The organism is Streptomyces coryli (genome assembly GCF_011044975.1).
Taxonomy (GTDB): domain Bacteria; phylum Actinomycetota; class Actinomycetes; order Streptomycetales; family Streptomycetaceae; genus Streptomyces; species Streptomyces coryli.
In genome coordinates, this window is record NZ_JAAKZV010000014.1 from 55,172 (window position 1) to 69,114 (window position 13,943).

Here is a 13,943-nt window from a genome sequence, read left to right on the forward strand (position 1 = left end):
CCACAGGAAAGGACACGCATGACCGCACTACTGATCGGCAATGTCGGAGTCATCGGAGACGAACGGCAGATGGCGGAGTACCGCGCGAAGGTGCTGCAGACGCTGCGGCTCTACGGGGGCGGTTTCATGATCCGCGGCGGCGAATCCGAGGCGCTGGAGGGCGACTGGCACCCGGAGCACCTGTCGGTGATGGAGTTCCCGAAGGCCGCGGACGCCCGCCGCTGGTACGACTCGCCGGAGTACCGGGCCATCGTCCCGCTCCGTGCGGGCACGCACATGGACCTGATCCTGGTCGAGGGCGAGGGCGCATGACGCGCCCGTACCGCCGATGGCGCTCCTTCGCCCAGGTCGACGTCTTCACCGAGGTCCCCTACCTCGGCAATCCCGTCGCCGTCGTCCTGGACGGCGACGGGATCGCCGACGACGAGATGGCCGGGCTCGCGAAGTGGACCAACCTGTCCGAGACGACGTTCATCGTCCCGCCCGCCTCCGACGAGGCCGACTACGGGCTGCGGATCTTCACGCCGGGCGGGGAGATCCCGTTCGCCGGCCACCCCACCCTGGGGTCCGCGCACGCCTGGCTCGAGGCCGGGGGCACGCCGAAGGCGCCCGGCGTACTGACGCAGGAGTGCGGGCTGGGGCTCGTACGGGTGCGGCGCCACGACAACGGACTGAGCTTCCGCGCCCCCGCCCGCCGCCGGAGCGGTCCCCTGGAGGACGCGCATGTGGACCGCATCGCCCGCGGGCTGCGCATCGACCGCGCACGGATCACCGGCCACCAGTGGGTCGACAACGGACCCGGCTGGGCCGGCGTCCAGCTCGCCTCGGCCGCGGAGGTGCTGGCCCTGGAGCCGGACGAGCAGCACATGCGTGACCTGACCCTCGGTGTGGTCGGCGCCCATCCCGAGGGTGCGCCCGAGCAGTTCGAGGTCCGTGCCTTCGCGCTGCCCCAGGGCGTGCGCGAGGACCCGGTCACCGGCAGCCTCACCGCGGGGCTCGCGCAGTGGCTCGTCGGCGACGGCAGGGCGCCGCGCGCCTTCCGGGTCGGCCAGGGCGCCGCCCTGGGACGGAAGGGCGTGCTCACCGTGGAGACGCAAGGAGAGGACATATGGGTCGGCGGCGCGAGTGTGACCTGCGTACGCGGCACCCTGCAGACGCTGGAACGCCGTATCAGTGCGCGGGTCAGTGGTCGTGACGGATCGGTGACAGGCCGACTGAGGAGTGTGCAGGCATGAACAGCAAAGCGATCGCAGTCACCGGACTGCGCAAGGCATTCGGCGAAAAGGCCGTGCTCGACGGCATCGGCTTCGAGGTCGCCGCGGGATCCGTCTTCGCCATGCTCGGCCCGAACGGCGCGGGCAAGACGACGACGGTGAACATCCTGGCGACGCTGATGAAAGCCGACGCCGGGACGGTCCGCGTCGCCGGCCACGACGTGGCCACCGCGACCAGGCAGGTGCGCGCCGCCATCGGCGTCACCGGTCAGTTCGCCGCGGTGGACGAGCTGCTGACGGGCCGGGAGAACCTGCAGCTGATGGCGGATCTGAAGCGGGTGTCCGGCAGCCAGGTGGTCGACCGGCTGCTGGAGCGCTTCGACCTGGTGGAGTCGGCGGACAAGATGACGGCGACGTACTCAGGAGGCATGCGCCGCAAGCTGGACCTGGCGATGACGCTGGTCGGCAACCCGCAGATCATCTTCCTGGACGAGCCGACGACGGGTCTCGACCCGCGCAGCAGGCGCACGATGTGGGGGATCGTCCGCGATCTGGTGGCCGACGGCACCACCATCTTCCTCACCACCCAGTACCTCGAGGAAGCCGACCAGCTCGCCGACCGGGTCGCGGTGCTCGACCAGGGCCGGCTCGTCGCCCAGGGCACCCCCGCGGAGCTCAAGGGCCAGATCCCCGGCACCCACGTCCGGCTGCGGTTCGCCGCCCTCGACGAACTCGACACGGCGGCCCGGGCGCTGCCCGGGTCCACCCGGGACGACGAGGAACTGACCCTGCGGGTGCCGAGCGACGGCGACTCGAAGTCGCTGCGGGCCCTGCTGGACCGGCTCGACGACGTCATGATCAATGCACCGGAATTCTCCGTGCACACCCCGGATCTCGACGACGTCTTCCTCGCCCTGACCGGGCACAAGACCGCCGAGGAGGCGATGGCCCAGTGAGTACGGTCACGATGGCGCTGGAAGATTCCACGATCATGCTGCGCCGCAACCTGAAGCACACCATGCGGAACCCGGTCACGGTGTTCAACGCGGTGCTGTTCCCGATCGTCATCATGCTGCTCTTCGTCAAGGTCTTCGGCGGCGCGTTCAGCGTCGGCGCCGACTACATCGACTACGCGACGCCGGGCATGCTCGTGATGACCGTCAGCTACGGCCTCGGCGCCACCGCGGCGGCCGTGAACGACGACATGGCCAAGGGCGTCATCAACCGGTTCAAGGCCATGGACGTCTCCCGCGGCGCCGTGCTGACCGGGCAGGTCGTCGTCACCACGGTGCGCTGCCTGGTGGCCAACGCGGCCATCATCGGAGTGGCCTTCGCCCTGGGCTTCGACCCCAACGCGAGCGCCCTCGACTGGCTCGGCGTGCTCGGCCTCGTCACGCTGCTCGCCTTCGCGGCCAGCTGGCTCACCGTCGCGCTGGGGCTGGCCGCGAAGTCCGCGGAGTCGGCCGGCCTGGCCGTCGTACCACTGATCATGCTGCCGTTCCTGAGCAGCGCGTTCGTGCCCGCGGACTCGATGGGAAGCGGCGTGCGGCAGTTCGCGGAGTACCAGCCCTTCACCCCGATCATCGAGACCCTGCGCGGGCTGCTGGCGGGCACCCCGTCCAGCGGCGACGCGGCCGCGGCCATCGCCTGGTGCCTCGGTCTTGCCCTCCTCGGGTACGCGTGGGCGGTCTCCTCGTTCAAGAAGCGCGCGTAATTCCGGCCGGTCCGTGTCCCCTCCCGAGCCGCCTCGGCGGACCCTCCCGTCCCCGAGGCGGCTCGACTTCTTCAGCAGTGATTTCCGGGTAGGAACGGAAAGAAAGAGGCTGGCAATGAAATCGTCGGATGCACCGGAGTCGCTGGCGCAGGAAATGGCCCGGCTGTGGGGGGAGTTCATGGACGGCCGCGAGGTCGGCCCCGATGACGACTTCTTCACCCTCGGCGGCAATTCGCTGACCGGAATAAAGATCATCGACCGGGTGGCGGAGGAATACGGCGTCCAGCTGTCCGTACGCGACTTCTACCTGGCGCAGACCCCGGCCCGGGTCGCCGAGCTGATCGAGCAGGGGAGGGCGGCGACGTGAGGCTGACGCCGGGCCCCGCACGCGACATCGACCTCGACAGCGTCGATCTCTTCGACCTGGATCTGTACACCTCCGGCGACCCGCACCCGATCTGGGACGTGATGCGGGAGAAGGCGCCGCTGCATCACCAAGTCCTCCCGGACGGCCGTGAGTTCTGGTCGGTGACCCGCCACGAGGACGTCTGCCGCGTGCTCGGCGACCACCGGGAGTTCACCTCGGAACGCGGCACGGTGCCCACCCACCTGGGCACGGACGACGTAGCGGCGGGCGTGCTGATGACGTCCACCGACCCGCCGCGGCACACCGAGGTACGCAGACCGCTCGGCTCCAAGCTCACCGCACGGGCGGTGAAGTCCTGGGAGGACACGATCCGCGGGACGGTCCGGCGCTTCCTCGAACCGGCCCTCGACGGGGAGGTCTTCGACCTGGCCGAGCAGGCCCTGCTGCTGCCCGCGCTGGTGACGGGCCCGCTGCTCGGCCTGCCGGAGCAGGACTGGGAGGAGCTCGTCCGGCTGACGGCCATGGTCACCGCCCCCTCGGACCCGCACTTCCAGATCGGCAGCGAGGCCGCGACGCTGGCCATCGCCCACCACGAGCTCGTCAGCTACGTGAAGCAGTGGGTCAGAACGCGGCGGACGGACACCGGCGACGGCGACAGCCTCCTGCATCACCTCATGAGCGTGCGGCCGGGAGGCGAGGCGCTGTCCGACGAGGAGATCGCCCTCGACGGCTACAGCATCCTGCTGGGCGCCAACGTGACGACGCCGCACACCGTTTCCGGCACCGTGCAGGCGCTCATCGAGCGGCCGGAGATCTACGAGAAGGCGCAGGCCGACCCGTCGCTGATCCCCAACCTGGTGGAGGAAGGCCTGCGCTGGACCTCGGCCGCGTGCAACTTCATGCGGTACGCGGTGGACGACGTCCAGATCGGCGGGGGCACCATCCCGGCCCGCGGGGCGGTCGTCGCGTGGATCGGGTCGGCCAACCGGGACGCGTCCCAGTTCCCCGATCCGCACACCTTCGACATCACGCGGAGCAACGCCAAGCGGCAGGTCGCGTTCGGCTTCGGCCCGCACTTCTGCATCGGCGCGCCGCTGGCCCGGCTGACCCTGCGGATCTTCTTCGAGGAACTGCTGCGGCAGTTCGGCACGATCGAGCTCGCCGGCGAGCCGCAGCACCTGCGGTCGTACTTCATCGCCGGGATGACCCATCTGCCCGTCACCGCCCAGAGAAGGACACCATGACCCCCGGCTCCACCACCGCCGCGACGCCGTGGCTCGTCCGGCCGCCGGCCGCCGGACATCCCGCCCGGATCTTCTGCCTGCCCTTCTCCGGATCGGGGGCCTCGGCCTTCAGCGCCTGGCCCGCCGTGATCGGCGATGCCGAGGTGTGCCCGGTGCAGGCCCCCGGCCGCGAGAACCGGCTGGCCGAGCCGCACTACGGCACGTACGAGAACCTCGCCGCAGGGCTGGCCGAAGCGCTGGCGCCGCACCTCGACCGGCCGTACGCGTTCTTCGGCCACTGCGCGGGCGCGCTGCCCGCGTACGAGACCGTGCTCCGGCTCGCGGAACTCGGCCTGCCCGCACCGGACTTCCTGTGCGTGTCCGGCCAGCCGGCGCCGCACCAGGCCGCGCAGGACCGGATGCTCACCATGACCGAGCCCGAACTGCGCGCCGAGGTCGAGTCGTTCATCCGCGGCCGGGGGATCGAACCCCGCCCCGACATGGTCGGCATGGGGCTGACCGTCCTGCGCCAGGACCACGCCGCCGCGAAGGCGTACCGGCGGACGGAACCGGTCGCGGTGTCCTGCCCGGTCGTCGCCCTGCACTGGCGGGACGACCCCGACGTGGCACTCGCCGATCTCGACGGGTGGCGACGGTACGCGCACCAGGTCGACATCCGGGTCGTCGACGGCGGCCACTACGACTTCATGGACGCGCCGGACGAGCTGCAGCGGCTGCTGGCCCGCCGGCTGCGGCGACCGGCGTACGGAAAGGGGAATGCCGGATGACGAGTCCGAGGGAAGAGCGGTGGGTGCGCCGCTTCCGCGACGGCGACGACTGCCGGACCAAGCTCGTGTGCTTCCCCCACGCCGGCGGCTGGGCGAGCGCCTACCGCAGCTGGCCGCTGGGACTGCCCGCGGACATAGGCGTGCTCGCCGTCCGCTACCCCGGCCGGGAGGACCGGTTCAGGGACCCGTTCCCGTCCGGCCTTGAAGCCCTCGCGGACGACGTGGCCGAAGCCCTCGGCGAGCTGCCGCCCGCGCACCTGGTGCTGTTCGGCCACAGCATGGGCGCGTCGGTGGCGCACGAGGTGGCGCTGCGCCTCCAGAAGCGCGGAGGCTCGCCCGCCGCCCTGTGCGTATCCGGACGGCGCCCGCCGCAGCTGCTGGACGGCCAGCGGCGGTACTCGGGACCGGACCAGGCGATCATCGCGGACATGCTCCGCCTCGACGCCAGCCGCGCCCCGGTCCTCGAGGACCCCGGCATGCTCGAGTACGTGCTGCCCGCGGTCCGCGCGGACTACCGGCTGGTGGACGACTACCGCGGCGGCCACCGGCCCCCGCTCGACTGCCCCGTGTACGCCTACGCCGGCGAGCACGACACCGAGGTGTCCGTGGAGCAGATGCGCGGCTGGGCGGAGGTCACGGACGCCGCCTTCCAGCTCCGGGTGCTGCCCGGCGGACACTTCTATCTCCGCACCGAGGAGGCCGCCTTGCTGGCGGACCTCACGGATGACCTCGACCGCCTCACCGGCCGTGCGGCCGAGGGGGTGTCGCGGGCCCGCCTGCAGTGAATACGGCTCCGATAAGCGCCCGATACGCCGGATACCTAACGTCGTGATGACCGCCCCGAACCGAAAGGGCGCAACGACGAAGGGAATTGTCGATGGAGGCCGTCCCGGCCCGCTGGGCCATTCCCGCCCCACCGCCTTGGTGAGGGCCGCGCCATGCCTGCCTTCGACTTCGAGACCCCGGAGCCGATTCTCGCCACCGCCACGCTCCACCTCGGCTGCGTACGGGTCACCGCTTCCGACCGCGGCACCGCCACCGTGACCGTGCGCCCCAAGGACAGCCGCGACGCGTGCGATGTGGCCACGGCCGGACTCGCCCGCGCCGAGTACGCGGCGGGGGAGATGGTGATCTCCGCGCTGCGGACGAACGGGCTGCCCGGCAGCGGAGCCGTACTCATCGACATCGAGCTTCCGAGTGACTCCCGGATGCATATGGACGCCCTGTCCGCCGACTTCCACAGCACGGGCCGGCTGGGCGAATCACGTATCTCCACCGGCTGCGGCCACATCCGGCTCGACCGGTCCGGGCCCGCGCACCTGTCCTCGGCACTCGGCAATGTCAGCGCGGAGCAGGTGGCCGGCCCGGCCAGGATCGACGCGAACTGCGGCGACGTCCACATCCGGCGGATCGACGGAACGGCCGAACTCACCAGAAGCATCGGCAACACCCGCATCGACCGGGTGACCGGCGACGTCCGCACCACGACGAACAGCGGCGACCTGCGCATCGACGCGGCGGATGCCGGCGTCGAGGCCCGCGCCGCCCAGGGCGACATCCGCATCGGCCGCACCGGCCGGGGCCGCCTCGACCTCGAGACCGCCTCCGGCAGGATCGAGGTCGGCCTCCCCGGCGGCATCGCCGTCGGCCTGGACCTCGACTCCCATGTCGGCACCGTGTACCGCTCCCTTGACCTCGTCGGCGGCGCGGCCGAAGCACCCGGGGCGATGGAAGCCCCCGGCACAGCCGTCCAGCTGCGCGCCCGGACGATCATCGGCGACATCGTGGTACGTCGCGTCGAACCCGGCCGCGAACAGGAGCAGCGGTAGCCGGGGACCGGCGCCCGCGAAGACATCTCACATCCGCCCTCGTACAGGCCGGCACCGGACTGCGCCGGCCACACCGGAAAGGACCCTTCCCATGCACCTGACCGCCGGACAGCAGTGGTGGGCGCCGCTGACCCAGCCCTTGTACGACCGTGACCGGCTTCGTGCCCGCCTCCTCGTCCTGCCGCACTCCGGCGGCGGGCCCAACCGCTACCGGGAGCTGGTCGCCGGCCTCCCGGAGGATTTCGAGGTACTCGGGCTCACCCTGCCCGGCCGGGAACGCCGGCTGGGGGAGCCGCTCGGCGCGGTGCTGGACGACGTCATCGGCAGCCTCGACGAGATCCACCGGAACGGCCCGCCCCTGCCCACAGTGATCTTCGGACACAGCCTGGGCGCCGGCCTCGGCCTGCACCTGGCCCACGCCCTCGGGCCGCAGTGCCACGCCCTGGTGGCCTCGGCACAGGCCCCGCAGGAACGGGTCGGACGACGCCCGGACGGCACCGACGACGACCTGCTCTCCATACTCGAGCGCAGCGACGCCAACGTCCCCCCGGAGATCCTGGAGGACGACGAGTGGCGCGCCACGGTGCTCAGAACACTGCGCGCGGACCTGAGGCTGGGCATCCAGGCCGCCGGCCTCACCGAGGGCATCCGTATCGCGGCCCCCATCACGGTCCTGTGCGGCCGCGAGGACCGCCTCATCCCCCTCGACCAACTGACAAACTGGCGCACTTACACGAGCGGCCCCTGCGAGGTAACCCTCTTCCCGGGCGGCCACTTCGCCCTCTTCGACGCCATCAACAGGCAGTCGATAACCGGCGTACTGGAACAACACCTCACCATGGCCGCAGCCGATGCGGGATACCGCACCGCCACCGCCTGACCTTTCACCCGCGAAGCCCCGGCCGCACGAGCGGCCGGGGCTTCGCCTGAGCACCTCTCGAAGCGATGGCCTCAATCCGCAAGGGCGGTCTGGATGAGCTGCGGGCTGCGGCCGCGGCGGACGAGGCTGCCGCGGCCTGGAGGCTGGTGGGAGGGGTACAAGCCGGGGAAGAGCTGGCCTTCGCCGCGTTCGCCGGCCATGACCAGGGCGGTGGCGCCGGACTCGCGCAGACCGGCGAGGAACGGCTCGTACATGGCGCGGGAGCTGCCGGCCACCCGGCGGGTGACGACGAAGTGCAGACCGATGTCTCCGGCGACCGGGATATACGGCAGGAAGGACTCCAGGGGCCGCTGCCCCGCAGTGGTCAGGATGTCGTAGTCGTCGACGAGGATGACGACGCGCGGGCCGGAGAATTCGCCGGGCCCCGCGTTCAGGTCCTCGGCGCCCGGGAGGCGTTTCTCCAGCTCGCCCGCGATGCCGCCGGCCAGGCCGGCGGCCAGCTTGGGATTGTGGGCATAGCCACCCAGATACGAGTCCGGGACCGTACCGCGCAAGCCGCGACGCGGGTCGAAGACCGCCAGCACCAGTTCGTCCTCGTCGTAACGGGCGGTCAGCTGCTGGGTGAGGAGCTTGAGCAGGTTCGTCTTGCCGCACTCGTCGTCGCCGAGGACCAGGAAGAACGGCTCGCGCTCAAAGTCGGCGAAGACCGGTTCGAGGTTGGTCTCGTCGATGCCGAAGGCGATCCCGCGCTCCGGCTGGGCATCCCCCCGCGGGAGTTCGGCGGCCGGCAGCACCCGGGGGAGCAGCCGGACGCGGGGTGCTGCCGGCCCGTGCCAGGCCTCCGCCGCCTTCTGGCACAGCAGGGCTGTCGCATGCGGGAGGTCGTCGCTCGACGTGAGGCCGTCGATCCGTGGCACGGCGGCCAGGAAGTGCTGACGCTGCGGGGTCAGGCCGCGACCGGGCAGGCCGGCCGGAACGTTCACCGCGACCTTGCGGTCGAATTCCGAGTCCATGGGGTCGCCCAGCCGCAGCTCCAGCCTGTTCCCCAAGTGGTCCTTGAGCGCCGACCGCACCTCTATGGGCCGCGCGGCGGCGATGATGACATGGATGCCGAAGCCAAGCCCGCGGGCGGCGATGTCGGTGACGATCGGATCCAGATCCTCGTAGTCGGTGCGGAATGTCTTCCAGCCGTCGATCACCAGGAAGACGTCACCCCATGGATGGTCCTGGACATCGATCTCGCCGCGGGCCCGAAGGCGGCGGAAGGTGCCGATGGAGTCGATACCCCTGGCGTGAAAGAATTTCTCCCGCCGGTTGAGGATTCCCTGCACCTCGATCACCGTGCGCTGCACCAGCTCCGGTTCGAGACGCGATGCGACCCCGCCCATGTGCGGGAGGCCTGCCATTGCCGACATGCCGCCGCCGCCGAAATCCAGCCCGTAGAACTGAACCTCCTCGGGTGTGTGCGTCAGCGCGAAGGCCGCGATCAGCGTGCGCAGCAGCGTTGATTTGCCGGACTGCGGACCGCCGATGAGCTGCATGTGGCCTGCCGCGGCCGAGAAATCCAGCCAGAGCCCGTCCCGCCGCTGCTCGAATGGCTTGTCGATGAGCCCGAGCGGCACCGTCAACCGACCGCGCGGCGCGTGCGGTGCCGCCAGGCCGCGCCCCTCCATGACCTCCAGACCCGGCAGCAGTTCGTCCAGTGAAGGAGGTGCGTCGAGCGGTGGCAGCCACACCTGATGCGCCGGCGGACCCGCGCCCTCCAGACGCTGGACGATGACGTCCAGCAGGGAGTCCCCGTGGACGACGACGTCGTACCCCGGCGGCAGGGGCGGCATGGTCGCCCCCGATGGTGGCCCGAAGATGGTTCGGGGCTGCGCCAGCACGAAATCCGGATCAGGGGTCGGTGGAGCAAGGTCCGGCGCCCGGTAGACGCCCGAGACATACGGCGCCCTGAAGCGGACCCTTTCGTCGCTGCCGTACGTCAGATAGCCGGATCCGGGCAGCGAAGGAAGGTGGTACGCGTCCGGCACTCCGATGGCCGTCCGGGACTCGGCGGCTGAGAAGGTGCGAAAGGCGATGCGGTACGACAGGTAGGTATCCAGCCCCCGCAGCTTGCCCTCCTCCAGTCGCTGTGAGGCCAGCAGCAGGTGCACACCGAGCGACCGGCCGATCCTGCCGATCTGGATGAACATGTCGATGAACGCGGGCCGGGCGCTCTGCATCTCGTCGAACTCGTCAATGACAAGTACCAGCGTTGGAAGGGGAGTGAGCGGTTCCGCTGCGTCACAGGCGCGCTGATAATCCTGAATGTTGGCAAAGTTGCCCGCGGCCCGCAGCAGCTCCTGACGGCGTGCCAACTCGCCGGCGACGGCCTCCTCCATGCGGTCGACCAGCGTCAGGTCGTCCGACAGGTTCGTGAGTACCGCGGCAACATGCGGCAAGTGGGACATGCCCGCGAAGGTCGCGCCGCCTTTGAAGTCGGCGAGGATGAAGTTGAGGGTTTCCGGGGAGTGCGTGGCGGCCAGGCCGAGTACCAGCGCGCGCAGCAGCTCCGACTTGCCGGTGCCGGTGGCGCCGACGCACAATCCGTGCGGCCCCATGCCCTCAAGTGCGGCCTCCTTCAGGTCCAGCACCACCGGCGAGCCGTCCTCGGCAACGCCGATGGGCACCCGTAGCCGCTCCGCCGGAGGCAGCGGGCGCCAGGTGCGGGCGGGGTCGATCTCAGCGGGGTCGCCCAGGCCCAGGAGTTCAGTGAACGAGGGGTTGTCGGGCGCCCGGCCAGGAGCCGACTCGGTCGCATGCTCGGACCATCGGTCACGCATCCGCCGGGTGAGGTCGACGAGCGCTTGGCGGGCCTGCACCGGACCCGTCACCGGCTCCAACTGCGGCACCGCCACCCGAATACGCCGGCCGTGCATCAGTGCCCAGCCGACACCGACATTTGCTGCCAGACCCGTGTCGATCAGGGACGTCTGCGGATCGTCGAGGGGGAGCTCGATGCGCGCCCCGAGCAGGCTGCGGAGGTCGGCGTCCACGTCACTCCACCGACGGGCCGAGACGATGAGGTGCACTCCGTAGTTGAGGCCGGCGTTGATGAGCCGCTGGACCTCATCGGCAAAGCCCTCGATCTCCCAGTGGAAGTCGAGCCACCCGTCCACCACCAGGAAGACGTCGGTTCCGCGATCCCAGGCGAGCCCTTCGGATGCCCGGCGTTCACGGAATTCCTCGACGGAATCGATGTCCAGGTCACGGAACATGGCCCGCCGGGCATCAAGCTCATGCTTCAGCGCGGACAGGATCTCGGCCACCTTCGCGCCCTCGTGCGCGGCGGCAATCCCCTTGATATGAGGTGTTGACCTGAGCGCTCCGAGGCGGTTGACAGCTCCCTCGAGGAGATAGAACTCCACCTCATGCGGCGTATGAGTCAGTGCGAGCGACATGATGGCGGATCGCAGCAGAGTTGTCTTGCCGCTGCCCAGCCTTCCCACGATGCCTGCGTTGCCCTCTCTGCCGGACAGGTCGAGGCAGACAGGTGTGCCGCCGAAACCGGCCGCCAGGCGGCCGATGGGCACCAGGAGCCGGGATGCGCCCTCCCACGCGTCGCAGATGAAACCGCGGTCCATCGTGTCCACCGGCGGCGGGAGGAGATCGCCCAGCAGCAGCTCATCTGTGCGCAGCGCACCGGACACCGGCCCGCCGGGGCCCCCGGGCCGCGCCGCGTAGGCGAGGGTGACCTGCCCCTCGCACTGGCCCGACTTGGTGGGCGTCTGCTCGGGGCCGCTCTGATTGACAACGGCGTCGTGCACGTACGTATAGAGATCGTCGGGGGTGATGAAGCCATCGCCGTCGAGATCCGCGTGTCCTGTGCTCAGCCCCTCGATCACCGCTGCTGTGAAGCGCGATCCGCCCGGGCGCGCCTGATTCATGGTGAGTTGATCGCCCTCGTAGGCGTACTCGAGGGCGGTGGCCGCGGTGACCACGAAGGTGCCGCGGCCGCCCAGCGCGCTGTTCACATCCACGGCCGAATCACTCATCGGAATGCCCCGGTGAAAAAGACCGCTGTAGCAGCAGTCCAGCAGAATCACCTTTGAACGGGCGTCGCTCTCGTCCAGCAGCTGATGGATGAAATCGGCGCGTACCGCGGTGGTGTGCGGTCGCTTCAGGTCGGTCCCGGTGGTCGCGAAGAACAGCCGGTCGGTGTCGTTCCTGATGCCGTGACAAGCGAAGTAGAGCAGTACGAGATCCTCGGGGGAGCGGTCGCTGAGCAGCTCCTCGATCTCCCGCTCGATCTCTTCCTTGGGGCGGTTCGTCAGGGTGCGGACGAGGTCGAAGCGTCCTACCGCCTCGTCCAGCAGAATGGCTTCCAGCTCATGAGCACTTCGCGTCGGCGTCCGGAGCTTGGAGAGGCCTGGGTCGGCATAACCGTCAGTCGCGATCAGCAGCGCGATCCGGCGCCCCGCCATCCACGTCCTCCCCACCACGATCCGCTGCCTCCGCAGCAATCCGCGCTGAAATCACATCGATGAGTCTGGACTGGTCGGCAGCGGACAGCGCCTCGAACTTGCCTTTGTGCTCGCCGAATTCCCACTCCACGCTGCGCGCCTTGGAGCGATCGACAAAGGCGACGACGACGTTGCCGATGGCTTTGAGCGCTGCCACGGAAAACGCGCCGCTCAGCACAATGGCGCCGAGCTCATAGCCGACCGAGGCCATGGAGCCGGCGGGCGGCGGCGACTGCTTCCGCTCCACGTGGACCAGCCCAAGTGCCCGCAAGTCCCGGTACAGGCTGCGAACCAGGCGCTCCACCTGTTCGTCCACGGACGCAGGCCCGGCATCGACCCGGAGCTCCAGCTCTTGCACTCGTCCTCCCAGCAGCGACGGAGCGGTACTGAAGGATCGTATTCGCCGCCACCAGTTGATGTGGCCGTTTACGACCGCGTCGCCGTGCGGCATCCGTCGTCCGACGCCGCGGTCCGCTCGCTCAATGAGGTGCTGCGGTCGTACGGGTCGACCTCGGGACCCGCGGCCTGGTCGGCCGACTTCGTGCCGAACGGTGGGGTGAGGTAGCCGGTGGGGGCGCCGCAGCCGCCGTTGGTCATGTCGGCCTTGTACGAGACGAGGGAGAAGGTGCCCGGCTCGGTGATCACCTTGGCGGGGTCGTCCCAGCTCAGCACCACCTCGCGCCGCACGATCGTGCGGACGACCTCGTCGCCGCCCGCCGCCGGCGCGACCGGGTACACGTACGTGACGTCGCTGGTCACCTGCAGCGCACCGCGCTTGCCCTCCTCGTACGTGATCCGGCCCCGGGTCTTGACCACATCCCCGACGAGCCGCGCGTGCGAGGTGTCGAACCGGCTGAAGAGGAGCAGCGGGTCGTGGCGCTCGCTCGGCGCGCGGAAAGCCGCCTTCAAGTAGGCCTGTACGTCCTTCTGGTGGGGATTGATCAGCGCGATCGCCTTCTTCGGCCGGTCACCCTGCAGCACTCCCCGATCCAGGCTCGCCGCGGCGAGAAAGGCCCGGGTCTGCTCCAGCGCCCGCTCTACCTGCGCCCGGCTCATCCACCCGGTGGCCCTGGCCTCCGGCACCGGGAGCCCGGCCGCGCCACTCGACCAGCGAGCCGCGGGCGACCCCTTGAACGGCTCCCCGAGCGTGCCTCGTCGGGCACTCTCCGCCGGAGGCGCATCGCTCCGGCCGTCGTCGCCGAACCACCCGACCACCCACCCTGGCACCAGCGCCACGACCAGCAGCGCCACCGAAGCCAGCAGCCCGACCACGTACCAGCCCTTCCTCCGCCGGGGCCGCGCCGGCTCGCGCGCCACCCCACCGGGCATCGATCCGACCCCGGTCGCACCGGCGGGGCCCCAGGCAAACTTCACAGTCTCGCTCACCCTCCGAAGGGTACGGCGGTACGCTGCCGTGATCTTC

The 13,943-nt window shown here is 70.2% G+C and carries 13 protein-coding genes; 10 read left to right on the forward strand and 3 right to left on the reverse strand.

Annotated features, from left to right (window positions below):
• Nucleotides 1-18 precede the first annotated feature (18 nt).
• From G5C51_RS05840 to G5C51_RS05885, 10 genes are all read left to right on the forward strand, one after another.
• The gene (locus tag G5C51_RS05840) at nt 19-312 is read left to right on the forward strand and encodes a DUF1330 domain-containing protein (RefSeq protein WP_165232766.1); all 294 of its coding nucleotides are present in this window, start codon (nt 19-21) and stop codon (nt 310-312) included.
• Entirely contained in the window at nt 309-1,235 is a 927-nt protein-coding gene (locus G5C51_RS05845) for a PhzF family phenazine biosynthesis protein (RefSeq protein ID WP_165232769.1), read from the forward strand. Before G5C51_RS05840 ends, G5C51_RS05845 begins: the two co-directional genes overlap by 4 nt.
• Complete coding sequence (locus tag G5C51_RS05850) at nt 1,232-2,170, forward strand: ATP-binding cassette domain-containing protein (protein WP_165232772.1); 939 nt, start codon at nt 1,232-1,234, stop codon at nt 2,168-2,170. Before G5C51_RS05845 ends, G5C51_RS05850 begins: the two co-directional genes overlap by 4 nt.
• Nucleotides 2,167-2,928, forward strand: coding sequence for an ABC transporter permease (locus G5C51_RS05855; RefSeq protein ID WP_165232775.1), 762 nt, complete (start codon nt 2,167-2,169; stop codon nt 2,926-2,928). Before G5C51_RS05850 ends, G5C51_RS05855 begins: the two co-directional genes overlap by 4 nt.
• 115 nt (nt 2,929-3,043) lie before the next feature.
• Nucleotides 3,044-3,295, forward strand: a complete 252-nt coding sequence (locus tag G5C51_RS05860; protein ID WP_165232778.1) for a phosphopantetheine-binding protein — start codon at nt 3,044-3,046, stop codon at nt 3,293-3,295.
• A complete protein-coding gene (locus G5C51_RS05865; RefSeq protein WP_165232781.1) occupies nt 3,292-4,539 on the forward strand; it encodes a cytochrome P450 in 1,248 nt (415 codons plus the stop codon). The genes G5C51_RS05860 and G5C51_RS05865 overlap by 4 nt, the downstream gene beginning before the upstream one ends.
• Nucleotides 4,536-5,306, forward strand: a complete 771-nt coding sequence (locus G5C51_RS05870) for a thioesterase II family protein (protein ID WP_165232784.1) — start codon at nt 4,536-4,538, stop codon at nt 5,304-5,306. Before G5C51_RS05865 ends, G5C51_RS05870 begins: the two co-directional genes overlap by 4 nt.
• The gene (locus tag G5C51_RS05875; RefSeq protein WP_165232787.1) at nt 5,303-6,091 is read left to right on the forward strand and encodes a thioesterase II family protein; all 789 of its coding nucleotides are present in this window, start codon (nt 5,303-5,305) and stop codon (nt 6,089-6,091) included. Before G5C51_RS05870 ends, G5C51_RS05875 begins: the two co-directional genes overlap by 4 nt.
• A 153-nt stretch (nt 6,092-6,244) precedes the next feature.
• Entirely contained in the window at nt 6,245-7,135 is an 891-nt protein-coding gene (locus tag G5C51_RS43710; RefSeq protein WP_165232790.1) for a DUF4097 family beta strand repeat-containing protein, read from the forward strand.
• Between the two features lie 91 nt (nt 7,136-7,226).
• Nucleotides 7,227-8,015, forward strand: coding sequence for a thioesterase II family protein (locus tag G5C51_RS05885; protein WP_165232794.1), 789 nt, complete (start codon nt 7,227-7,229; stop codon nt 8,013-8,015).
• Nucleotides 8,016-8,086: 71 nt separating this feature from the next.
• On the opposite strand, the gene eccCb is transcribed toward G5C51_RS05885, so the two are convergent.
• The 3 genes from eccCb to G5C51_RS05900 form a co-directional block, all read right to left on the reverse strand.
• Nucleotides 8,087-12,481: a type VII secretion protein EccCb gene (eccCb, locus tag G5C51_RS05890; protein WP_165232797.1), complete on the reverse strand. Its 4,395-nt coding sequence runs from the start codon at nt 12,479-12,481 to the stop codon at nt 8,087-8,089.
• Complete coding sequence (locus G5C51_RS05895; RefSeq protein WP_165232800.1) at nt 12,444-12,878, reverse strand: hypothetical protein; 435 nt, start codon at nt 12,876-12,878, stop codon at nt 12,444-12,446. The genes eccCb and G5C51_RS05895 overlap by 38 nt, the downstream gene beginning before the upstream one ends.
• Nucleotides 12,879-12,946: 68 nt before the next feature.
• Entirely contained in the window at nt 12,947-13,849 is a 903-nt protein-coding gene (locus tag G5C51_RS05900) for a hypothetical protein (RefSeq protein WP_206313493.1), read from the reverse strand.
• Between the last annotated feature and the right edge of the window lie 94 nt (nt 13,850-13,943).